The sequence below is a fragment of the Microbacterium sp. B24 genome, from assembly GCF_000333415.1.
In the GTDB taxonomy this organism is placed as follows: Bacteria; Actinomycetota; Actinomycetes; order Actinomycetales; family Microbacteriaceae; genus Microbacterium.
The window spans coordinates 1-22,884 of record NZ_BADB01000403.1; the positions used below are offsets into that span (position 1 = coordinate 1).

Annotated in this window: 22 protein-coding genes and 1 pseudogene; 18 read left to right on the forward strand and 5 right to left on the reverse strand. The window is 65.4% G+C overall.

Going from position 1 to position 22,884, the window contains the following annotated elements; translation table 11 throughout:
• The 12 genes and pseudogenes from I5I_RS11970 to I5I_RS12020 form a co-directional block, all read left to right on the forward strand.
• Window positions 1–231: sugar transferase (locus tag I5I_RS11970; protein WP_036319827.1), on the forward strand; the 231-nt coding region annotated here is incomplete at its 5' end.
• Window positions 232–292: 61 nt separating this feature from the next.
• Window positions 293–1,399: a glycosyltransferase gene (locus I5I_RS11975; protein ID WP_036319830.1), complete on the forward strand. Its 1,107-nt coding sequence runs from the start codon at window positions 293–295 to the stop codon at window positions 1,397–1,399.
• Window positions 1,396–2,349 (forward strand): glycosyltransferase, encoded by a 954-nt coding sequence (locus tag I5I_RS16495; protein ID WP_036319833.1) that lies wholly within the window; start codon window positions 1,396–1,398, stop codon window positions 2,347–2,349. Before I5I_RS11975 ends, I5I_RS16495 begins: the two co-directional genes overlap by 4 nt.
• A 6-nt stretch (window positions 2,350–2,355) precedes the next feature.
• Complete coding sequence (locus I5I_RS17980; RefSeq protein WP_083868016.1) at window positions 2,356–3,225, forward strand: glycosyltransferase family 2 protein; 870 nt, start codon at window positions 2,356–2,358, stop codon at window positions 3,223–3,225.
• Window positions 3,226–3,227: 2 nt separating this feature from the next.
• Window positions 3,228–4,304 (forward strand): glycosyltransferase, encoded by a 1,077-nt coding sequence (locus I5I_RS11985; RefSeq protein ID WP_187289949.1) that lies wholly within the window; start codon window positions 3,228–3,230, stop codon window positions 4,302–4,304.
• A 79-nt stretch (window positions 4,305–4,383) separates the two neighbouring features.
• Window positions 4,384–5,409, forward strand: a complete 1,026-nt coding sequence (locus I5I_RS16505; protein ID WP_374699915.1) for a glycosyltransferase — start codon at window positions 4,384–4,386, stop codon at window positions 5,407–5,409.
• Window positions 5,410–5,620: 211 nt separating this feature from the next.
• Window positions 5,621–6,643, forward strand: coding sequence for a hypothetical protein (locus I5I_RS11995; RefSeq protein ID WP_148285551.1), 1,023 nt, complete (start codon window positions 5,621–5,623; stop codon window positions 6,641–6,643).
• A gap of 124 nt (window positions 6,644–6,767) precedes the next feature.
• A complete protein-coding gene (locus I5I_RS12000; protein ID WP_036319851.1) occupies window positions 6,768–8,078 on the forward strand; it encodes a UDP-glucose dehydrogenase family protein in 1,311 nt (436 codons plus the stop codon).
• Between the two features lie 64 nt (window positions 8,079–8,142).
• The gene (gene rfbA, locus I5I_RS12005) at window positions 8,143–9,012 is read left to right on the forward strand and encodes a glucose-1-phosphate thymidylyltransferase RfbA (RefSeq protein WP_036319853.1); all 870 of its coding nucleotides are present in this window, start codon (window positions 8,143–8,145) and stop codon (window positions 9,010–9,012) included.
• A complete protein-coding gene (rfbB, locus tag I5I_RS12010; protein WP_036319856.1) occupies window positions 9,012–10,013 on the forward strand; it encodes a dTDP-glucose 4,6-dehydratase in 1,002 nt (333 codons plus the stop codon). The genes rfbA and rfbB overlap by 1 nt, the downstream gene beginning before the upstream one ends.
• Window positions 10,014–10,017: 4 nt before the next feature.
• A complete protein-coding gene (locus I5I_RS12015; RefSeq protein WP_036319859.1) occupies window positions 10,018–11,436 on the forward strand; it encodes a sugar nucleotide-binding protein in 1,419 nt (472 codons plus the stop codon).
• 209 nt (window positions 11,437–11,645) lie between these two features.
• Window positions 11,646–12,776: pseudogene (locus I5I_RS12020) on the forward strand (acyltransferase family protein); the annotation flags it as partial.
• Between the two features lie 115 nt (window positions 12,777–12,891).
• Here the strand turns inward: I5I_RS12020 and I5I_RS12025 are convergent.
• Window positions 12,892–14,313 carry an O-antigen ligase family protein gene (locus I5I_RS12025; protein WP_148285552.1) on the reverse strand — a complete coding sequence of 474 codons (1,422 nt, stop codon included), beginning with the start codon at window positions 14,311–14,313 and terminating at the stop codon, window positions 12,892–12,894.
• Between the two features lie 45 nt (window positions 14,314–14,358).
• Here I5I_RS12025 and I5I_RS16110 point away from each other — a divergent pair, with 45 nt between their 5' ends.
• Window positions 14,359–14,796: a G5 domain-containing protein gene (locus tag I5I_RS16110; protein WP_036319864.1), complete on the forward strand. Its 438-nt coding sequence runs from the start codon at window positions 14,359–14,361 to the stop codon at window positions 14,794–14,796.
• Here the strand turns inward: I5I_RS16110 and I5I_RS12035 are convergent.
• Window positions 14,751–15,800, reverse strand: a complete 1,050-nt coding sequence (locus I5I_RS12035) for a nuclease-related domain-containing protein (RefSeq protein ID WP_036319866.1) — start codon at window positions 15,798–15,800, stop codon at window positions 14,751–14,753. The two genes, I5I_RS16110 and I5I_RS12035, sit on opposite strands and share 46 nt — an antisense overlap.
• Window positions 15,801–15,952: 152 nt before the next feature.
• On the opposite strand from I5I_RS12035, the gene I5I_RS12040 reads away from it, so the two are divergent.
• A complete protein-coding gene (locus tag I5I_RS12040) occupies window positions 15,953–17,263 on the forward strand; it encodes an HNH endonuclease signature motif containing protein (RefSeq protein WP_036319868.1) in 1,311 nt (436 codons plus the stop codon).
• 89 nt (window positions 17,264–17,352) lie between these two features.
• Here I5I_RS12040 and I5I_RS12045 read toward each other — a convergent pair whose 3' ends face one another.
• Window positions 17,353–17,757: a DUF4406 domain-containing protein gene (locus I5I_RS12045; RefSeq protein WP_239640112.1), complete on the reverse strand. Its 405-nt coding sequence runs from the start codon at window positions 17,755–17,757 to the stop codon at window positions 17,353–17,355.
• Window positions 17,758–17,803: 46 nt separating this feature from the next.
• Here I5I_RS12045 and I5I_RS12050 point away from each other — a divergent pair, with 46 nt between their 5' ends.
• Entirely contained in the window at window positions 17,804–18,559 is a 756-nt protein-coding gene (locus I5I_RS12050; protein ID WP_036319872.1) for a DeoR/GlpR family DNA-binding transcription regulator, read from the forward strand.
• Between the two features lies 1 nt (window position 18,560).
• Here I5I_RS12050 and I5I_RS12055 read toward each other — a convergent pair whose 3' ends face one another.
• Window positions 18,561–19,655 carry a sensor histidine kinase gene (locus tag I5I_RS12055; protein WP_036319883.1) on the reverse strand — a complete coding sequence of 365 codons (1,095 nt, stop codon included), beginning with the start codon at window positions 19,653–19,655 and terminating at the stop codon, window positions 18,561–18,563.
• 278 nt (window positions 19,656–19,933) lie between these two features.
• Between I5I_RS12055 and I5I_RS12060 the strand changes: the two genes are divergently transcribed.
• Window positions 19,934–20,611 (forward strand): response regulator transcription factor, encoded by a 678-nt coding sequence (locus I5I_RS12060; protein ID WP_187289950.1) that lies wholly within the window; start codon window positions 19,934–19,936, stop codon window positions 20,609–20,611.
• Window positions 20,608–21,816, forward strand: a complete 1,209-nt coding sequence (locus I5I_RS12065) for a sensor histidine kinase (RefSeq protein WP_036319876.1) — start codon at window positions 20,608–20,610, stop codon at window positions 21,814–21,816. The genes I5I_RS12060 and I5I_RS12065 overlap by 4 nt, the downstream gene beginning before the upstream one ends.
• On the opposite strand, the gene I5I_RS16510 is transcribed toward I5I_RS12065, so the two are convergent.
• Window positions 21,725–22,591 carry a CPBP family intramembrane glutamic endopeptidase gene (locus I5I_RS16510; RefSeq protein ID WP_083868021.1) on the reverse strand — a complete coding sequence of 289 codons (867 nt, stop codon included), beginning with the start codon at window positions 22,589–22,591 and terminating at the stop codon, window positions 21,725–21,727. The two genes, I5I_RS12065 and I5I_RS16510, sit on opposite strands and share 92 nt — an antisense overlap.
• A 22-nt stretch (window positions 22,592–22,613) precedes the next feature.
• Between I5I_RS16510 and I5I_RS17175 the strand changes: the two genes are divergently transcribed.
• The gene (locus tag I5I_RS17175) at window positions 22,614–22,766 is read left to right on the forward strand and encodes a hypothetical protein (RefSeq protein WP_187289951.1); all 153 of its coding nucleotides are present in this window, start codon (window positions 22,614–22,616) and stop codon (window positions 22,764–22,766) included.
• Window positions 22,767–22,884: the final 118 nt, after the last annotated feature.

The following is a 22,884-nucleotide window of genomic DNA, read 5'->3' on the forward strand; positions in this document are numbered from 1 at the left end:
CCGCAGATCGCGGCGGAGGTCGCTCTCTACACGGATGCCGCGCGCGGCGCCCTACTGCCCCGCCCCGGCCTCACCGGCCTCTGGCAGGTGAGCGGCCGTTCGAGCCTCGATTGGGAGGATGCCGTGCGCCTCGACCTCTACTACGTCGAGAACTGGTCGCTGGTGAGCGACCTGGCCATTTTGATGAAGACGGCCAAGGCCGTCATTGCACCCGGGGAGTCGGCGCATTGAGGTTCAACACTGCGATCCTGACTCAGCGTTCAGGAACCGCGAAGCATCGGTCCGGCAACCGATGAGCGGTGCATTGGTACACGAGTGGCTAGCGCCCTCAGGTGGCTCCGAGAACGTCTTCGAAGCGCTCGTCCGTTTGTTTCCGGATGAGGACCGTTGGTGCCTCTGGAATGATGCCGGCGAGCGCTTCTCACCCGTCACGGAAAGCGCACTCGCGCGCACGCCACTGCGGCGCAATAAGGCTGCGGCCCTACCAGCAATGCCACTGATCTGGCGTTCCATGCCGAGGCGTGATTACGAGTGGATTCTTGTCAGTAGCCATCTCTTCGCCCACCACGTCCGTTTCTCGGGTCCTGCGCGATCGGCGGAGAAGCTGCTCTATGTTCATACTCCAGCGCGCTACATCTGGGAACCTGATCTAGACCTGCGCGGCGACAGCTGGGCTGCCCGCGCGGCGTCGGTTCCCTTGCGAGCGATCGATTCCCGTCGCGCGCAGGAAGCCCACTCGATCGCTGCGAATAGCAATTTCGTCGCAGACCGCATCGCTCGTACGTGGGGGCGAAAGGCTGAAGTTATCTACCCTCCAATACCGGTCGCTGATTTCACATCGCCGGATCCACTGAGCGGCGAAGAAGAACGTGAGCTGGCTGCTTTGCCGCCTGAGTATCTTCTCGGCGTGTCGCGGTTCGTCACCTATAAGAGGCTCGACGCTGCCATCCGTGCGGGCGCCGCTTCGGGTCTACCTGTCGTACTGGCCGGGGCAGGCCCCGACGAGGAGAAGCTACGTGCGCTCGGAGATGATATTCACCCCGGTCGTGTGACTATTGTTCGTCGACCTTCGACGCCGATGTTGCGAGCCCTCATGCGACATGCAACCGCAGTAGTTTTCGCTCCGATTGAGGATTTCGGCATAGTTCCGGTGGAAGCGATGGCGAGCGGCACACCAGTTATTGCGAACCGCATTGGCGGCGCGGCCGAGTCGGTGATCGATGGGGTGACGGGTGTGCTCGTTGAGGACTGGACCGACCCCGTTGTGCTCCGTGAAGCGGTTGATCGGATCTCGCACATGAGTTCGGAAGCGTGCGTCGATCGAGCGTGGCACTTCGACACGGGCGTCTTTAACTCCGCGATTCGCAAATTCGTGGATGAGAGGCCCCTTTCGCCATGAATCTTATGGTTGATGATCGCTACGTCGGGCAGCATGGAATCGCGCGCTACAGTGCGGAAGTGCTGCCTCGTCTAGGTGTCTCGTGGACGCCGCTGGTACTGAGCGGGAAGCCAGCTTCCGCCCTGGACGCGTTTGCGCAGCTTGCGGCGCGCCGAGACCAGCGAATGTACTCACCGGGATACGCCGCGTTCATTTCTCGACAGCGGCAACTTCTGACAGTCCACGACCTCATACACCTGCAATCGCGCGGTCCGCAGCGCATGAAGTACGCCGCCTACTACAACCTGGTCGTCCGGCCCGCAATTCTTCGAGCAGGGCGCGTGCTGACGGTCTCGGACGCTTCAGCTGACGCGCTAAAAGAGTGGATTCGGAATGATGGTGTCGAGGTTGTAAATACTGGCAATGCGTGTTCTTCAGCGTTCACGGCTGATGGGCCAGTGCTGGAATCGCACGACGCCTACATTGTGTTTGTTGGCAATCTTCGACCTCACAAGAATGTGGGCGTCTTGATCGAGGCGCTCGCCTTGCTTACTGATCTGCGTTTGAAAATGGTGATCCCGAGGTCAGAGCAGGAAGAGGCGCGCGCTCTGGCGTCTGCGGCAGGTGTAGATGCGCGAGTCGATTTGCTCCATGGCCTCTCCGATCTGGAGCTCGCAGCTCTCTATCGTGGCGCGGTCGCGACAGCGCTTCCCTCAACACTCGAGGGTTTTGGCTTGCCCGCACTCGAGAGCACTTGCTGCGGAACGCCGGTCCTGTACTGGAAAGGCTGCCGAGCCGTCGCTGACGCAGCGCTTGGTTACGGCATCGGGGTCGAAGAAGCGGAGAACCCGGACGCTTGGGCGTCCGCGGCCGAGGCCATATTGGCCTCCCCGACCCGCATTGGGCTCGAAGACCGGCCCACCTGGGATGCTGTCGCTGCTGTTGTCACTGAATCTCTTAGGACATGGTAAATCGACATGACTGACAATGCCTCTCCTGGCGGACCCGAAACTCGGCTCGTCGCGGTAGTTCTCAACTGGAAGGACCCCGAGAGCACGCTCGTTTGCGTATCTTCGCTTCTCGCGGAGCCTGCGATTGAACGCGTTGTAGTTGTCGATAACGAGTCCGATGGCTCGCTGGGAGCCATCCAATCGGACAGGGTTCTTGTAGTTGAGCACGCTGAGAATCTCGGCTTCTCGCGTGGAGTCAATTCGGGCATTCGCGCGGCTCTCGACGCCGGCGCCGATTGGGTTCTCGCGATTAACAACGACGCTGTGCTGCAGCCCGGCACGTCAAACGCTCTTGGTAGAGCGATGAGCGCAAATCCCCGAGCAGGCATAGTTGGACCGCGAGTCTTAAACCCCGATGGCTCGCCCCAATCTACCGGAGGACAGTTTAGGGCATTAAGCGCGGGCACTCGCGATAAAGGTGCGACGCATGTTGACTACTTCACTTGGGCTTGTGTCCTCGTGCCCCGCTCGACATTTGAGCTCGTTGGGCTACTGAGCGAGGACTTCTTCATGTACTGGGAGGACGTTGAGTTCGGTCTGCGAGTCAAGGATGCGGGACTCGCGCTTGTGGCTGCGCCTGATGTGACCGTGGTTCATGAACTGTCGAAGTCCCACGGCAAAGCAGGGGTGCGCATAGATCGCTACAGCGCTCATGGACTCACGCTCCTGTGCCTGACGAGAGGGGGCACTGCCCGCGCCGTCGGCCTACCGTACCGTCTTGCTCGGCGGATACTTGGCAGAATCGGCCGACCGGAGCGACTGCGCGCTGTATTGATGGGCGTCAGCGATGGCCGACGCGCCTACAGGAGGCGTCGACTGGCAGGTGAAGGTTCATGAGGTTGGCGCGCTATTACCGGACGGCCAGGACCGTGCACCTCGAACGGTTAGCAAGCTTCTACCCAGGCGAACTTCTCTATCAGTCGACGATGTACGACTTCGATTTGACTCAATTGCCCGACGGTGCATCTGCGAAGCGAGTTCGGTTTGCCGACGTGCTGAGGATCGTCTGGCGTCGTGAAGTTGACTTTCTCGAGCTCGCCGAGCCCTACGCTCCGAGTGCCATCCCTCAAAACCTTGCGCTCAGCGTTGCCCGCAGGATTTCTTCACTAATCCATGGTGACAGTGTGAGATTCACGGCCTACGCGATCGAGAATGCCGACCTCCCATCAAAATATGCGGCGCAATGGCACGTTCCGCTGTTTGTTATGAGAGCGATATTCAAGCTTTCTGTTGGCTTCATCTACCGATCGTTCGATCGCATCGTGTTCGGCACGGAGGATGCGAAGCGCAACTACATCGCACTGATCAGATCCAGCGTCCGTAGAGCCTCTCCGGCGACGAGGGTCATTGAAGGGTTGCCGGTCGCGCGCGAGATGACCTCCCCCGCCAGTCGGCTGCCCATTCTGATTTTTCTCGGAGCGTTCGATCACCGGAAAGGTGTGATGCGCGTCATTGATGCCTGGGAGATCGCTAATGCACATCTACCGGGAGCCCGTCTCGTGGTTATGGGCAAAGGGCCGCTCGAAGAGCGAGTCGTCGCTAGGCTCGCGCGCGACGAACGTGCTGAACTGATTATTGACCCGTCGCGCGACAGAATTTGGGACGTCCTAGAGTCAGGAACCGCCCTCTGTCTGCTTTCTCAACCTGCTAACGGCTGGAAAGAGCAGATCGGACTTCCGATTGTGGAGGGCTTGAGTGCGGGACTGGAGATCATCGCAACCACCGAGACTGGCATTGCGCAATGGCTCGAAGCGCACGGGCACCGAGTAGTTTCACCCAGCATCGCTCCAGATGATCTTGCGCTGGTCATGAAGGCGGTGATGAGTAGCTCTCGCGATCGTTCTGAGATCACTTCTCACCTCCCCGCCATAGACGGGCGGCTGGCAGCAGATCGGTGGTTGCATAGTCATGGCTGACCAGGCTAAAGATAGACGCAACCCTGGGCCGCGAGTTCTCTACCTGGCTGTCCAGTCGCAAGGCTATCCACGCAACTCAATGATCCGCAGCTACCTCGCTGAGAGCTGCAATGCGCAGGTGGAGATCGTTCAGCTCTCATCGAATCCCGGATATCTCCGACATTGCTTTGAGATTCTTGTGTCGGCGTGGCGTCGTGGGCGCCGATTCGATGTCGTCGTCTTGGCTGAATTTTCCGTGCCGTTTGCTGCTGTCGCCTGGCTAATTTCTCGGTTCGTTCGTGCTCGATTTGTTGTCGACTTCTTCGTAGGACTTTATGAGACTCATGTGCAGGATCGAGCAGCTGTGCGGCCCAAGTCTGCGAAAGCGCGGGTCTTGCGTTGGTTCGACGCCTTCGCGTTAGACCGTGCGGATCTTGTTCTCTCCGACACGGAGGCCCGAGCAGCGAAGTGGTCTGGCGGTAAGCGCTCCTGCATCGTGATTCCGGTGGGCGCTCCAGAGTGGGCTCAGCCCACTCACCCACCAGCGGCAAGCAGACCCCTCCGAATTCTGTACTACGGCAACTACATCCCGCTTCACGGGCTACCGACGGTGATCCGTGCTCTTGAGGCGTTGGACGGCGTACTTGACTACCGCATCACCCTTATCGGGGATGGCGAGGCGCGGGAAAGTGTCCAGCACCAGGTCGAAGCTGGTCGAGTTGCCACGAAGGCCACTTTTCTGTCTGCAGTTCCTGAGCGCGAACTTGCGGGGTACGTAGAACGCAGCCATGTTGTTCTAGGTGTCTTTGGCGAGTCGGAGAAGGCCAGCACAGTTATCGCGAACAAGGTTTGGCAAGGCCTGCTCTCTGGAAGAGTCGTAGCCACAAGGGATGGCCCCGGCGTCGATGAGATCAAGTCTCTCGCTGGCGAGCAGCTGGCTCTGAGCTGTGACGTCACTGTCGAAAGCGTGGCTTCCGCCGTTCTTCAGGCGGCAGAGCGTGTCGACCGGGACTACACCGAGAACACTATTGTTTTGAGGAGTTATGTCAGTAGCCGCTTGAAAAACTTCGGAGATTGGGTGCGCGAAGCCGCCGGGGCAGCGGAAAGTGGATCAGTCCATGGCTGATCGAGACTCGCGCGGAGGTCGTGGGCTGATCGCCTATGCGCTTATACCGGTCCTCTCGGCTGTCAGCCCGTTGATTGCGCTACCAGCCATTACTGACCGGTACGGTGCCGCGGCCTGGGCGGGAGTTGCGGTGGGGCAGTCTATGGGAGCGGCGGCAGCTACCGTTGTCGAACTGGGCTGGGGGCTCAACGGGCCGCAGAGAGTTGCTCGAATGAGCGCCACAGCCGCCAATGGAGCGCTGGCCCTTGCAACGCGTACCAAGCTGCTCGTATTTGTTCCTGCTGCAGCGTTGGCGGCACTGGTCGCATCTGTCGTGGCCCCGTCATTCCCCATCGAAGCGGCTGTAGTAGCGATTGGCGCGACTGCGGCGGCCCTGAGTGCGGCCTGGTGGTTTCTCGGTCGTGCTCGCCCGCTAACACTCGTCTTGACGGACGCGGTGCCGCGGATGATTGCGATGGGGCTTGCCGGTGTCCTGGTGTTCGTAGGTGCTCCGTTGATGACATACGCCGCCGTTGGACTCATCGCACCTTCAGTTCTCGCTCCGATTCTTGCCCTCGTCATCGCTCGCCGCGCCTCTTCCGCCGCAGCCCCCCGCTATGGGCTGGTTCGGCTGGCGAAGACGATACGGTTCCAGTCACACGCCCTCACCGCAAGGGTCGCCAGCGCCGGCTACATAGCGTTGCCGATCACCCTCGTGAGTATTGCGGCTCCGGGGTCCGTAGCGGTATTCGCTGCGGGGGAGCGTCTGATGCGTATGGGCTTGGCCGCGATGTCCATCATTCCGAATGCAATGCAGGGTTGGGTAGGTCGGCCTGCTGCGAAGCGCGAGCGATGGGTTCGCGCAAAGCGCGCCGTGGCGATGAATGTCGCAATAGGGATCGTGGCGGGCTTGGTCTTCGGATTGCTTGCCCCGGCAGCGTCACATCTTGTGTTCTCGGGGACCGCAACGGTTTCTCCGGCGCTAGCTTTGACGTTCGCCTTCGTGATTATCGTCGTTACCGTGTCCCGGGCGACGGGCGGATTGGCACTAGTCGCTCTCCGCAGAATTGGGGCCTACGCAACGAGTGCAGTAGCGGGGGCTGTCGTAGGGATCCCCGCAATTCTCTTGTTGTCGGCCTGGCTCGGCGCCCCCGGCGGCGCTCTTGGAGAGTTGGCAGCCGAGTTGACGGTCCTGATCACGCAGGTTGTGGTCATCGCGAGACATCGACGTAAGCCTTCTCAGGGGGAGAAGTGACGGAGGCTGTCGGGATCTGTGGGCGTGCACGTCTCTCTGCGTCCGTCCCTAGCCACCTACGCACATACATCACGCTTTGTCCTTTCTCGAAACTGGTGCGTCCTTGCCCATCACAGGAGCTGAAATGAAACTGTCCGTCATCGGTTGTGGTTACCTCGGCGCGGTGCATGCTGCGGCGATGGCGTCGATCGGTCATGAGGTCGTCGGTATCGACGTGAACCAGCGGAAGATCGATGCGCTCTCCAAGGGTGAGGCGCCGTTCTTCGAACCGGGCCTGCAGGAGATCCTTACGGCGGGCATCGCGGCGGGCAACCTCCGGTTCACCACTGACATGGCTGAGGCCGCGGGCGCGAAGGTCCACTTCGTCGGGGTAGGAACTCCGCAACAGAAGGACAGCTACGCCGCCGATCTCACGTACGTCAACGGCGCGTTCGGCGGGCTGCTGCCGTATCTGGCGCCCGGTGACATCGTCGCGGGAAAGTCGACCGTCCCCGTGGGCACCGCGGCGAGCCTGGCTCCGCGGGTGTCGGAGACCGGCGCCACGCTCGTGTGGAACCCCGAGTTCCTCCGCGAGGGATACGCCGTACAGGACACCGTTGATCCCGACCGCCTCGTCGCTGGCGTGCCGGCCGGCGAAGAGGGTGAGATCGCGGCATCCGTGCTGCGGGAGGTCTACCACCCTTCGGTGGCGAAGGGCACGCCGTTCATCGTCACGGACTACGCCACCGCCGAACTGGTCAAGGTATCGGCGAACGCGTTCTTGGCGACAAAGATCAGCTTCATCAACGCGATGGCCGAGATCGCCGAGGTCACGGGCGCCGACGTCACCCAGCTCGCCGACGCCATCGGCCACGACGCCCGCATCGGGCGTCGCTTTCTCGGCGCTGGCATCGGCTTCGGTGGCGGATGCTTGCCGAAGGACATCCGCGCGTTCTCCGCGCGTGCGGAGGAGCTCGGGCGCGGTGAGTCCGTCGCTTTCCTTCGTCAGGTCGACGAGATCAACCTGCGCCGCCGTGAGCGCGCCGTGCAGCTCGTCGTCGACGGGCTCGGGGGATCGGTGTTCGAGAAAAAGGTGACGGTGCTCGGCGCCGCCTTCAAGCCGCACTCCGACGACATCCGCGATTCTCCGGCCCTCGACGTCGCCGTGCGCCTGCACGGGCTCGGTGCGACCGTGACCGTGACCGACCCCGCGGCGATCGAGAACGCCCGCCGCATCCACCCACAGCTCAACTACATAGAAGACCGTGACGAAGCTATCCGTGACGCGGACGCGCTCGTGCTCGTTACCGAGTGGGACGAGTACCGTCGCCAGCTTCCTCCTGAGCACGCGTCGTCGCTCACCGACGGCCGCGTCGTCGTGGACGGGCGCAACGGGCTCGACGCCGCGGCGTGGCGCGCCGCGGGATGGGCGTATTACGGGATGGGTCGGCCGTAGTGATGGCTGCGCTGCTCGCCGTTCTGATTGAAGCTCCCGACATCACCCCCGAAAAAGGAGAAACGTGCGCGGAATAGTTCTCGCTGGTGGCTCGGGCTCGCGTCTTTGGCCTATCACCAAGGGTGTGTCCAAGCAGCTCGTACCTGTGTATGACAAGCCGATGGTGTATTACCCGTTGTCGACGTTGATGTTGGCGGGGATCAGGGACATTTTGGTGATTACGACGCCGCATGATGCGGAGCATTTTGTGCGGTTGTTGGGTGATGGGGCGCAGTTCGGGATCAACCTCACATATCAGGTACAGCCGTCGCCGGATGGGTTGGCGCAGGCGTTCACGTTGGGTGCGGATCACATCGGCTCCGACAAGGTGGCGCTCGTGCTGGGTGACAACCTTCTCTACGGGCCGGGGTTGGGGTCGCAGTTGCAACGCTTCGCGGATGTGGATGGTGGGGCGGTGTTCGCGTACTGGGTCGCGGAGCCGGAGGCATACGGTGTCGTCGAGTTCGACGAGGCTGGTCGTGCGGTGTCTCTGGAGGAGAAGCCGGCGGTTCCGAAGTCGAACTATGCGGTTCCGGGTTTGTACTTCTATGACAGCGATGTGGTCGAGATCGCGCGGAACCTGCAGCCCAGCCCGCGTGGTGAGTATGAGATCACGGATGTGAACCGTGCGTACTTGGAGGCGGGCAAACTCCAGGTGGAGGTGTTGCCGCGGGGAACGGCATGGCTGGATACGGGGACGTTTGATCAGATGCTCGATGCGGGTGAGTATGTGCGGACGATGGAGCGGCGTACGGGGATGAAGATCGGTGTGCCGGAGGAGGTTGCGTGGCGTCAAGGCTTCTTGTCGGACGCGGATCTTGAGGTGCGTGCGGCGGGGTTGGTGAAGTCGGGGTACGGGACGTACCTGTTGGAACAGTTGAAGAGGGGCCGTTGATGACACGCAACCTGTTGGTGACCGGTGGTGCCGGTTTCATCGGTTCGAACTTCGTTCACCATGTGATCGAGCACACGGATGATCACGTCACGGTGCTGGACAAGCTGACGTACGCGGGCAATCTGGCCTCCCTGGACGGCCTGCCGGAGGATCGGTTCCGGTTCGTTGAGGGCGACATCGCCGATGCGGGGCTGGTCGACGGCCTGTTCGCGGGGGTGGATGCGGTGGTGCATTATGCGGCGGAGTCGCATAACGACAACAGTTTGAATGATCCGCGTCCGTTCTTGGACACGAACATCATCGGCACGTACACGCTGCTGGAGGCGGCGCGTAAGCACGGGAGACGGTTGCATCACATCTCCACCGATGAGGTGTACGGGGACCTGGAGCTGGATGATCCGGAACGGTTCACGGAGAACACCCCGTACAACCCCTCGTCGCCGTACTCGTCGACGAAGGCGGGGTCCGACCTCCTCGTGCGCGCGTGGGTGCGCTCGTTCGGCGTGCAGGCGACCATTTCGAACTGTTCGAACAATTACGGGCCGTATCAGCATGTCGAGAAGTTCATTCCGCGGCAGATCACGAACGTGATCCGTGGGATCCGTCCGAAGCTGTATGGGGCGGGTGAGAACGTGCGCGATTGGATCCACGCCGATGATCACTCCAGTGCGGTGCTCACGATCCTGGAGAAGGGTGTCATCGGCGAGACGTACCTGATCGGTGCGGATGGGGAGAAGGACAACAAGACCGTGGTCGAGTTGATCCTGACCCTGATGGGTCAGCCCGCGGATGCGTACGACCATGTGACCGACCGTGCCGGCCACGACCTGCGCTACGCGATCGACTCCACGAAGCTGCGCACCGAGCTGGGCTGGACGCCGCAGTACCGGGATTTCGAGGCGGGTCTTGCCGCGACGATCAACTGGTACCAGCAGAACGAAGCATGGTGGGCGCCGGCGAAGGACGGCGTCGAAGCGTTCTACGCGTCGAAGGGGCAGTGACGCGGTGACCGAGTACGGGAAGAACCTTGCGGTCACCGAAACCCCGATTCCGGGGCTGGTGGTGTTCGATCTGCCGGTGCATGGGGATGCGCGGGGCTGGTTCAAGGAGAACTGGCAGCGGGAGAAGATGACCGCTCTCGGCCTGCCCGACTTCGGGCCGGTGCAGAACAACATCTCCTTCAACGATGCTGTCGGCACCACCCGCGGCATCCACGCCGAACCGTGGGACAAGTGGGTGTCGGTCGCGACCGGACGCATCTTCGGCGCCTGGGTGGACCTGCGCGAAGGCCCCACGTTCGGGGCCGTGTACACGACCGAGCTGGACCCGTCGAAAGCGATCTTCATTCCCCGCGGCGTCGGAAACTCCTACCAAACCCTCGAAGCGGACACCGCGTACACGTACCTCGTCAACGATCACTGGTCACCGACCGCGGAGTACTCCTTCCTCAACCTCGCCGACGAAACCGCCGGAATCGACTGGCCCATCCCCCTGGACCAGGTGGAGATCAGCGAGAAGGACAAGAACCACCCCCGCCTCGCACAGGTGACCCCGATCCCGCCGAAGAAGATCCTCATCATCGGCGCGAACGGGCAGCTCGGCAAAGCCCTCCGCACCCAGTACGGCGACGCACCGCACGTAGAGTACACCGACCGGAGCTCCCTCGACATCACCGCCCCCGACCTGGAGAGCGCACGCCGCTGGCGGGACTACAGCGTCATCATCAACGCCGCCGCGTACACCAAAGTCGATGCCGCCGAAACCGACGAAGGACGCCGCGACGCGTGGGCCGCGAACGTCACCGCCATCACCGCCCTCGCCCGCATCGCGACCACCAACAACATCACCCTCGTGCACGTGTCCAGCGACTACGTCTTCGACGGCACCAAGAACACCCCCTACACCGAGGATGACCCGCTCTCACCCCTCGGCGTCTACGGGCAAACCAAAGCCGCCGGCGACCAGATCATCGCCACCGTCCCCCGCCACTACATCATCCGCACCAGCTGGGTCATCGGCGACGGCAACAACTTCGTCCGCACCATGGCCACCCTCGCCCAACGCGGCATCAACCCCAACGTCGTCAACGACCAAACCGGACGCCTCACCTTCACCACCGACATCGCCGCCGGCATCCACCACCTCCTCACCACCCACGCCGACTACGGCACCTACAACCTCACCAGCAACGGCGAACCCCAAACCTGGGCCGACATCGCACGCGACGTCTTCACCCTCACCGGACACGACCCCGAACGCATCACCGGCGTCACCACCGACGACTACTTCGCCAACGCCACCGCACCCATCGCACCCCGCCCCACCAACAGCACCCTCGACCTCACAAAGATCACGGAAGCTGGGTATGTCTGCGCGAAGGGGCCTAGCGCGCTCGTAGCGCATTTTGAAAGCGTGACATCGTGATCCGCTCCGGTGTCCCTCAGAAGGACGTCGCGGCACGAGCCAGTTCGTGCAGCCATACGGTAATGCGCGTCGGCGGGATTAAATCAACCAGCGGGGAAGATTCATCGTTCACGGGTGAGGGCGTAGTCGATCGAGCATCGTCGGGAACAACAGAGCGATAGGATGCGCCGCATGGTCCCCCCCCGCCTGCACGACTTCACTCACTAGACGGGCTGCGCGGCGTTGCCGCCGTCGTCGTCCTCGTTCACCACGCGCTTCTCACCTTCCCTGGCCTTGCCGACGCCTACTTCGCGGCCGGCGCGAATGATCCGCTAGCCCACGCGCTGGCATACACACCGCTCCACCTGTTCTGGGCCGGCACAGAGGCTGTCTATCTCTTTTTCGTGCTCAGCGGCATCGTCCTTGTGCTTCCTGCCTTGCGATCCGGGCGCGCATTCTCGTGGATCGCCTATTACCCCCGTCGGATAATCCGGCTTTACCTTCCCGTCATCGCGGCCGTCGCTCTCGGTGCTGCACTCGTGTTGCTGGTGACCAGATTCCAGGCTGAAGGCCTCGGCGCGTGGATGAACTCACGGGAACACTCGTACACGCCCGCTGGGCTCGTGCGCGACGTCGTGTTGGTCTTCGGGCCGTCTGGCGTCATCAGCCCGCTGTGGTCGCTTAGGTGGGAGGTTATGTTCTCCCTGCTGCTGCCGATCTTCGTCGCGGCAGCAGCGCTCGCGCGAGGATGGTGGTGGCTGAAGCTCGTTGGAGCGTTTGCGTTGATCGCGGCCGGCTCACTGACCGGCTCGCCCTACCTCTTCTTCCTTCCGATCTTCGCAGTCGGCGCGGTGCTTGTCTCGGAATGGGAGACGCTCCGCACTTACGGTGAGCATCTCCAGGCGTCAGTGTGGGCTTGGCCGGCGATATTGACCGCCGCTGTCCTCCTCACAACGAGCACTTGGATTCTCCGCGGACTGGGAGTTGTTTCTGCCGACCGTTTCGTCTCGTGGATCCCCGTAGTCGGAGTCACGCTCTTCGTGCTCGCGGCAGCCTTTTACGGGCCCGTTCGAAGGCTGCTCGAACGGCCAGCTGTCGCGTGGCTGGGTCGCGTTTCGTTCTCGCTCTACTTGGTACACGAGCCGATCATCATTGCCGCGCGCTTCCTCACGTTCCCCGCCTCGCCGTGGGTGGGGGTGGCGATCGCAGTGCCGATCGCCTTTCTCGTGGCGTGGCTCTTCGCGAATTACGTCGAGCAACCTGCTCATCGTCTCTCCAAGTGGGCAGGTATGAGGGTGGTTGCGCTGTTCCACGCCCGAGGAGAGACCGGCCGCGGGGCAACGACCGTGGCTGAGAGTTAACCGTAGATAGAACGCCCGCTTCGAGCCTCGCTGAGGCGACTCTCAAATTTAGGTCGTCCTGGTGCTCATACCGAACGAGCGAAGGCAAGTCCCCAGATCCGGGTCAAGACCGATTTCAGCTGATGGTCGCACCGCTGGTGTTGGCCGGCTCTGCCTTGCTGTTCGTCTCTTCAATCGCGCCGATCTGACTCGCAGCGACGGTTCCTATGAATCGGGGCCTTGCCGGTGCCGCGGCACGTGAGTAGGCGACAGCCGCGCCAAACGCCAGCCAGAATACAACGTTTGGGACCTTCCCGTAGAAACCGGTGTTGTAGAAGCCGGCTCCGAAAACCTGCGAGGCCAGGAAGAGCAGCAGCCCGACCGGCATCCAAATGTCGGCTCTGGTCGAGTGCCGCCAAACGACCACAAGCCTGATCATTGCGAGCAGGAAGAGGGCAGTTATCGGGACGACCAGGAAGAGCCCACCCTCGACGAGCGTAGATAGATGGAATCCATCAGTGATGATCACACGGTCCGATGCTCCACTCTGGCTCCCGAGTCCGATCCCAGACCATGGGTGCTCACCGAACGACTGCAATGCCAGCTGCGTGAACATCGCATGATCGTCAGTCGAAGCACCCACAGATGCGTTGTTGCCGCCGAACAGGCCCTCGACGATGAACGACTTCTGAACCGCAGCCATGACGCTCGGCACTGACAAGAGTGCGAGCGCCACAATGGCGAGGGTCAGAGTGAGGTGGAAGGCCAACGGCAGCGACCGGGACGGTCCTCGTCGAACGACCCCATAGACAACGGTCACGGCAAGTACCGCGACAAGAACAACGATCGAGATGCGCGAGAATGACACGAACACCGCAACGCCCGAGATCGCCGTCGCGACGGCGAACAACAGTCTTGAGCGCCGAGTGAGGTCTGTGCGGAGGATCGTCGCCGCTAGCCAAAGGATGAAGATGAAGGTGACGAACGTTCCGTAGACGATCGAGTTCCCGACGAGACCCGTCGACCTTGTGATGTCCGTTCCGTAGTAGAAGAAGATGCGTGTGTCTCGGCTGTACAGCAACCATGATGGCAACGCGGACCGGAAGACGAACTGAAAGACGCCGAATGCGGCGATAATCAAACCGGAGACCATGATCGTCCGCACCACGCGCAATGCATCATGACGAGTATGGATCGCGACCGCGGTGAAGACACCTCCACCGATGTACAGAAGCAGGTTGCGGACGGCATTCAGCGCCGAGTCGAGAGGCTCCTGCCCTGTGAATGCGAGCACGAGGGCGACGCCGGCCGCGAAGACTGCGCACGCGATCCACGCTTCCCCTCGACGAGGACGCCTGATCCGAGGAGAGAGCGCGATCACGACCGCGGCCACGAGCATGATCACCGTGATGCCATCGATCACAAGTGTGGCGGCAGCAACGGGGCTCGGGATTAGGTTGATAAAACCGCTGAAGCAGGCAATGATTGCAAGGATCTGGGCCAGACGCACGGCAGCGCTCACTTTATCCTTTGAAGTGGTGCCTGCGGCGCGGCTCATGGCTAGATGCTAGCGGCTCCCTCAACAATGAAACGCCCCCAGGTGATGAGCTGGCTTGGAGCCGAGCTCACCGTAGCCGTGCCGTTCGAGCACACGTCGATGAACGACTCGACCATGGCGCAGGGACAGACAGCCGTCACGACCGCCGGGCAGAACGGGGAACGCACCCGCACCTACCGCGTCACCGTCGCCGACGGAAAGGAGACGAAGCGTGAACTCGTCTCCGACACCGTGACCGTGCCGCCCGTCACCGAGGTCACCTCCGTCGGCACGTACGTCGAACCGGTCGCGCCGCCGCCTCCCGCCTCGTCGGGCAACTGTGACGAGAACTACGCCGACGCCTGCGTGCCCATCGCCAGCGACGTCGACTGCGCGGGTGGAAAGGGCAACGGTCCCGCCTACTTCGACGGCGTCGCCCGCGTCGTCGGCCGCGACATCTACAAGCTCGACGGCGATGGCGACGGCTGGGCCTGCAACGGCTGACGCGTCGCGGCGGGGGAGGCGGCGGTGCGCAGGAAGTCGGGCCACTCGCCGCTCATCTCACCCAGCCCGACGACATCGGCCGCGTGCGGTTCGAGAGATCGCACGATCGAACGCGCGTCGTTCGGCTTATCGGTCGAGCGCCCCAACGCCCCGCGCAGAAAGGCGCGAAACGACGTGCTGTCGAGCGCGGGCGTCTGCACGTGGCCGCGCGAGTCGCCCGCGGGGCGTGTGCCGCTGAACAGCCGCACCTCGGGATGGCTGTACAGCACGGCGGTCTGAATCCACGACACCTGATCGTGCTCCGCCTTCAGCATCCGCGACAGGTGCGCGGCCTGCGCGCGAGCCTGCGCGCGCGGTGACGGGCGCAGATCGACGCTCAGCGGCGTGTTCCTGCCGCCGCGCAGCTGAATCGCGAACGACGACGGAAGCTCCAGGGATGCCGAGACCGGCGCGAGCGCGGGATGAAGCGTCGCCGGATCGACATCGTCGAAAACCACACCCCGCCAGTGCTTCGCCTCGACCACCACGATCGCCTGCGCCGTCACGAGCAGATGATCGATCTGCGTGACGAAGGGAGCACCTCCTTCGTCGGCCGTAAGGAGGAAGAGGTTCGTCACCAGCACCCCGTCCACCTGAAGCGCCGCCGCCTCGCGATGGATGAACTCTCGCGACGTCTGCTCCCACTTCATCCCGTGGCTGAGCTGGGCCAGCAGCGCATCGACCTGCTCGCTGCGCCGGATGCGCTCCGCCTCGAGCGCGTGCACGCTCATCGCCTCCTGCTGCTGGAGACGCGTACGGACGGCCGCCGCGGACGCCTCGTGAGCGGCGAGCTCGGCCCGGTGAGCGCGCTCGGCATCGTCCAGCCGCCGCCGCAGACGCGACCGAATGGCGACGGCCGCGCCGGTTGCGGCTGCCACAGCGGTGAGGGCGACGATGAGCAGGATGACGTGCAGCGGCGTCTCTGCGGGTGTGGCGACGGCGGATGTGGCGAGTACGGTGTTCATTCTCTCCCTGACGGATCGTGCGGTGGTGCGCGCGGGCGCCCCGTTCACACAGAGAGATGTCGCGCGCGTCGGTTCATGACGCGACATCAGTGGCTGTCGACGTCATTCTCATCGTTAGAACAAATGTCCGAGGGTGTCGCTACCCTTGAGGCATGGAAGAGACCACGCCGATGAGCGAAGACAGCGACCAGCTGTCCGCGCTCGCGGCTCTGGTCGCCGAGACCGAGACGGTGCTGGCAGAGGTCTCGGCGGCCCAGGTGGCTGAGGTGCGGCTGCTCGCGCGGGCCGGCCAGCTCGCCGAGCGTCAGGCCGCCACCCAGCGGGGCTCCGTGCGCGTGCACGACATGGCGCTGCGTTCGATCGCCGCCGAGCTCGGCGGTGTCATGCGGGTGACCGACCGCACGGTGCAGCAGCGCATCGGAGAAGCACGCGAACTCGTCGAGAGCTACCCTGCCACCCTCGACGCGTGGGCGGCCGGGCGCCTCACCCGCGCCCACGTGCGGGTGATCCTGGATGCCGGGGCGTGCGTGCCTGCCGATCGCAAGGCCCCGTTCGAGGCGGAGGCGATTCGGCTGTGCGCCGGCGACACCCCCAACCGGGTGCGTTCCGCGGTCGAGATCCTCGCCGAGCGTTGCGCCGAGCGCTCATTCACCGAACGGCACGCGGAGGCGAGCCGCGGCCGACGGGTACGGGTGGTGCCGGGCGCCCAGGGCATGTTCGACCTCATCGCGACGGTTCCGACCGTCATCGCGGAAGGGGTCATGGACCGCCTCACGCAGCAGGCGACGGTCATCATCGATGCGCGCACTCCCGACGACGACGATCCGCGCACCACAGATCAGGTGCGTGCCGACGTGCTCAGCGACCTGCTGCTGACGGGCGCGCCGGCGCTCGATCCGACCGCCTGCGCCGACGGGCCGGGAACGCTCGGTGCGATCCGCGCCCAGGTGCAGGTCATCGTGCCCGCCCTCACCCTCCTCGGCGCCGACGAGGGACCCGTCGACCTGGTCGGGCGCGCACCCATCGACGCCGCCACCGCGCGGTGCCTCGCTGCCGAGACCCACTCGCTCGCGCGCGTGCTCACCGATCCCGTCGACGGCACCGTCATCGCGGTCGACCGGTACCGCACCGCCCGACCGCAGCGGCGATTCCTGCGCGCCCGCGACCAGCACTGCCGTTTTCCCGGATGCCGCCGCGCGGCCATCCGCTGCGAGATCGACCACGCCATCGACCATGCCCGGGGTGGACCTACCGCGCTGTGGAACCTCGCCCACCTGTGCCAGCGGCACCATTCGATGAAGCAGTTCACCGCGTGGAGGGTGCGACAACATCCCGGCGGCGTTCTGGAATGGACATCTCCGACCGGCCGCCTCTACCGCGAAGACGCACCCGTGCCGCCGGTCGCGTTCGTCATGAGTCCTGCGCCACCGCCGGTACCCACCGACACCGCACCGCCGTTCTGATCCGCACGCTGGCTGTCCGGCATGCCGTGCACCGGCGCGCGGTCGTCAGAACCGCGGCGCGGTGACGTCACGACTGCGGCGCGGTGGCGTCACGACAGCGGTGCGGCGCCCTCCGACAGAGTCGACGCCGTCACGCCCGGAACGTCCTCGAGGGCGTAGTACACCGGCAGGCCGCGCGCCTCGGCGATCGCGACGTCCTGATCCGCACCGCGCGACGCTCCCGGCAGGCGCAGCACCGCATCGCAGCGCTGCAGCAGGCGCTCCGCCGTCGGGTACATCACCTCCGCCGCCAGCGGGTCGGTCGGGCCCGTCGCCCCCGCGCTGTCGAGCACCGGCAGCGCCACCCATTCGCCGATCATCGGCAGATGACCGGCTCGAAACAGCGGCCACGCCGCCGTCTCGAGCCGTTTCAGGTTCTTCTCCATCAGCGCGGGGTCACCATCGGTGCCGGACGCGTAGGGGCCGGCGATCAAGATCATCAACGACGTACTCATGTCGGCTACACTAAGACACAACGTGCAAAAACAAGAAAGAACGTGAATGCTCGCCGCTGCCCGCAAAGACCTCCTGCTCGACCGCCTCCGCCGCGATGGGCGCATCGTCGCGAAAGAGATCGCCGCCGAACTCGGCCTCTCCGAAGACAGCATCCGTCGCGATCTGCGCGACCTCGATGCCGCCGGCCTCGCCGTGCGCGTCTACGGCGGCGCCCTGCCCGCTTCGCCCGCCGTCGTCGACTACGCGTCCCGCACCGCCGTCGCCCCCGACAGCAAGCGTCGCGTCGCCGCCGTAGCGGCATCGCTCATCGAACCCGGCGCCACCGTCATCCTCGACGGCGGCACGACCAGCCTCGCCGTCGTCGACGCGCTCCCGCGCACCCAGCCCGGCACCGTCATCACCCACAGCCCCACCATCGCCGCCGCGCTCCTCGACCACGTCGTCGACGTCTTCCTCATCGGCGGCCAGCTGTTCAAGCACTCCGCCGTGGCCTGCGGAGCCGCCGCCGTCGAAGCGGCCGGCCGCATCAGCGCCGATCTCTTCTTCGTGGGTGTCACCGGCATCCATCCCACCGCCGGACTCACCACCGGCGATGCCGACGAAGCTGCCATGAAACGCGCGCTCGCCGCCCGCGCCGCCGACACCTATGTCCTCGGCAGCGACGAGAAGATCGGCACCGCCTCTCGGTACGAGGTGCTCGCTCTCGACGCCGTCACCGCGATCATCGCCGACGTCGCCGAAGCCGACCCGACCGCACGCGCACTCGCCGCCCGTGGCGTGACCCTGCTGCGCGCACGCTGACTCAGACGGCGATCATCACCAGACTCGCGATCGTGCCGACCGGGTGGTCGGGCCGCACCGACAGCGTTGCCTGATTCGCCCGCACGGCATGGCGCGGCGCGAACGCCGGATCTCGCGTCGCCGTGCGGTGATCGGCAGCGCCCATGAGGTGCGCCAGCTGTCGCCGTCGCTCCTCGTCCGTCGTGTGCCGCCCGTCGTCGGCCACCGACACCGTCGTGCGGTGATGATCGCGATGTGCGCGCACCACGATCCTGCCCGCCGTACGGCAGTGGCCGATCGCATACGACAACAGGTCGGCGAGCACCTGACGCAGCTGCGTCTGCTCGAACCGCACGCTGCCGCAGCCCTCATCGATCACCTGCAGCGTCACCCCTCGGGCCCCTGCAACGCCCAGGAACACGGCGCATACGTCCGAGAGCGCCGCCGACACCTCGGTAGCGGGTATCGACCGCGCGACGTCCTCACGAGCCGTGCGGAACAGATCGTCCACCACGTCGACCAGCTGCTCCGTCGCCCGACTCAGCCGCCCGCCGATCTCACCGGCCGGGGAGTGCGATTCGAGCAGCTCGGCATAGCCTGCCACCGTCGTCAGGTGACCACGCAGGCGGTGGGCGGCATCGCGCAGGAAGTCGTCACGGATCCGCGACGCCTCGAACACCGTCGTCATATCGCGCGCCACGATCACCGCGCCCCGCCGGGCACCGCGCTGATCTCGGAACGGGCGGGCGGTGATCGACATCGCGCGCTGCTCGGCCCCTTCGCCCACCCACGTCGTATATGGAATCGCGTTGCCCGTCGACGCCACGTGGTGCAGGAGCTGCGGCCCCACCGCGATCGGCGTGGTCCGGTCGGCGTGGAAGAGGCGTAGGTCGCGGTACTCCGCACCGGCGCTCAGGGTCTCGGGCAGCCCGGCCCGTGCGAACGCGTCGCGTGCCGGGCCGTTCAGGCGCAGGGGGATGCCGCGCTCATCGGTCACGATCACCGCTTCGCCGACGATCTCGTTCAGGGCCGACAGCACGAGCGGCCCGTCATCGCAGGCGCGGCGCGAGAGGCGGCCGCGTCCGAGCGCCGTCGATCCCGTGCTCCTGCTCGCCATGCTCATGGGTCCTCTTCCGTGCTCGCCACGGTGTGCATCCCCCTCGACGGTTCTAGCAGAGGGCTTCGCCCGGCTCCGAGCGCAGCGGCGGCAGCCGTAGGTGGAATCACCGACGCGTTCTGCGCTGCCGTGCGCGAACTCGCCGTCTTCTTCGTCATTTTCGACGGCGAGCCGCACGAGTGCGTGAAAATGGTCGTCGGCGGGGGGCCACTCGACAGGAGAATGCACATGTCACGCCCGTGCCCCCGATCGCTCCACCTCCACGTGATCCCGCGATCGTGACGGCGCAGCTCCGCATCCTCGACGTCATGGTCGTCGAGGATCAACCGCTCTTCCGCGAGATGCTCGCCGTGCTGTTGGCCGATCAGAACGGCCTGCGCGTCTCCGCCGTCGCCTCCTCGGCGCAGAGCGCCCGCAACTCCGACGTCCGCACTCTCGATGTCGCCCTCATCGACCTGCGCCTGCCCGACGGCGACGGCATCCGGCTGGGCCGGGAGCTGCGGCTTCGCCGCCCCGGTCTCGGCATCCTCGTGCTCTCCGCGTCCGACTCGATCAGCACCCTCCTGGAGGTTCCGGGCAGCGAGGCCGCCGGGTGGGGCTTTCTCTCCAAGAACTCCTCGCTGTCGGCATCCGCGCTCGTCTACGCCATCCGCGCCGTCGCCGCCGGGCGCACCGTGCTCGATCCCGCGATCCGCGCTCAACGCGAGATCCGCCGCAACAGCCCGCTCACCCGGCTCAGCCGTCGCCAGCGCGAAGTGGTCGCCCTCGTCGCCGAGGGCTTGACCAACGCGGCCATCGCCGACCGGTTGGGCATCTCGCCCCGCTCCGTCGACGCGCACCTCAACGCGGCCTACGGCCTGCTCGGCATTCCGGCCAGTCGCGAGCGCAACCCGCGTGTCGAGGCGGTGCGCAGTTACCTGCAGCACACGACGTCGCCCTGGACCTCGGCGGGATGATCCGGTCGCGCCCCACGCGCGACGTGCGTGCGGATGCCGTGACCGACCATCGGATCGTCCTGGTCGCGACGGCGGCGGCCACCCTCGCTGTCACGATCTACACCAGCCTGCAGGGCTGCCTGCTCAGCGGCTGCCCCGCCGTCGCCGGCGGAGGCGTCGCGGTGCGGGCGACGGTGGGCGCGGCCGTGGTCGCACCGGTCGTCATGCTGTCGGCCGTGCACCTTCTGCGGCCCGAGCGCTACGGCTACCTCGCCCGGTGCCTGTCGGTCGTCGCGATCGCGGTCGGAGCGGCCCTCACGCTCGCAGCCGCTCGAGCGGTTCTCGCGGCGATTCTCGCGCCGGATGCCGTCGCGCCGACCAGCATCGGCGAGTACGTCAGCGCCGCGGTGGCAGCGGCATGCGCGGTCGGTCTCGGACTCGTGCAGGTGGACGTCGCCCGCCGCATCCGCCACGCCGAGCGGGAGCAGTCGATCGCGCAGGCACGCGCCGCGGGCCTGGTCGCCGAACTGCAGGAGGAGGAACTGCGCCTGCGCTACGAGCTCGCCGAGACGATCCACGGCAGCGTGCAGGGCACCTTCGTCGTCATGGAGGCGCGGCTGCGGCATCTGGCGCTGTCGACCGCGCACGCCGATGCGGGAGTGGCCGGCGAGCTGCACGCGGTCGCCGACCAACTCCAACGGCTGCGCGAGAAAGAACTGCGCGCGCTCAGCGGACGGCTCTACCCCGTGGACCTCGAGCGCGGGCTCGCACCGGCCGTGCGCGCGCTCGTCGTGCGCCTGCCGCCGTCGGTGGCCGTCACGGCGCCCGACGACGCCGTCTTCTCGGCTTTCGAGAGCCGCCTCTCGCACGAAGCACGCGTTCTGGTGGTGCGGGTCATCGAGGACGCCCTCTCCAACGCGCTTCGCCACGGCTCGGCCGACCACGTCGTCATCTCGGCGCGCGAGAGCGGCGGCATCCTGCTCGTCGTGGTCGGCAACAACGGGTCCGCGCCGCCGGCGACACCGGCGCTGTCGGGGCTGGCGCGCCTTCGGCGACGAGCGCAGGTGCTCGGCGGAGAGCTCGTGCTCGAAACGCTGCACGGCGGGCGCTCCCGCACCGGCGCCCGCCTGAAGCTCACGCTGCCGCTGAGTGCGGAGAGTGCCGGGGAAGCCGCGGCATCCGCCTCCGCCACAGCAGCACCGCACACACCGCCCCCTGCACCATGACGACCGCGCTGATCGTCGACGCGATCACCCCCGCAGACTGATCCGCCGCGGTCAGCAGATCGAAGCCGGCGTGCCACAGCACCACGGGGACGATGCTCCACCGTGCGCCGGCCGTCATCCACGACAGGACGAATGATCCGAGCACCAGAGCCAGCATCCAGCCGATGATGCCGGCGCCCATCGCCTGATACGTCGGGTTGAAGAAGAACGCCGGAGCGTGCCAGACGATCCAGACCACGGCGACCAGCACCGATGCCCAGAACACCGTGACGCGCTCCGCGAGCGCGGGAAGCAGCCATCCGCGCCACCCGGCCTCCTCGCCCAGGCCGAACGTCGCCGCCCACACCAGTGCGACCAGAGGCCAGGGCAGGCCCGGCAGCTTTGCCGTGGTGCCGAAGGCGGCCGGGTCGGGCCAGCCGCCCGCGGCGAACGCAGCGGTGAAGAAGCCGATCAGGTAGTACAGCGCCGGCATCCCGAGGGCGGCGAACCACCAGAACCCGCCGAACCGCAGGCGCAGGATGCGTCGCGCCCACCGCGCCACAGCCGCCGGCCCCGCCGCGAACCAGGTCGCCGCCACCGCTCCGACCGCCGGTCCCACCGACGCGATGAAGAACGTGGCCGGTACGGCGTCGAGCGTGCCCGACGGCGCGGTGCGCGCGTCGACGAGAAGCGGCAGCCACAGCCCCCAGGTGACGGCGAAGGTGACGCCCAGGAACACCGCCACGGTGCCGCGCCGCGCGGGCGCCGCGATCCCCGCCGCTGGGTGCGCGCTCATGCGTCGAGTCAACTCCGATCCCGTGGCCACGACAGCCCTGCCGCACGCAGCTGCGGCGACACCCACACCACAACGCATGCGCGCCCTCGTGTACGAGCGCTACGGGCCGCCGGACGTGCTGCGGCTGGCGACGGTCGCGCTTCCGACGGCTGGCCGTCGCGAGGTTCTCGTCTAGGTCGGCGCGGCCTCCGTGCACCCCGGAGACTCCTTCGTCATGACGGGACGGCCGCGCTTGGTGCGGCTGGCGTTCGGCCTGCGCAGACCCCGCCGTCACCACGCAGGCATGGATCTGG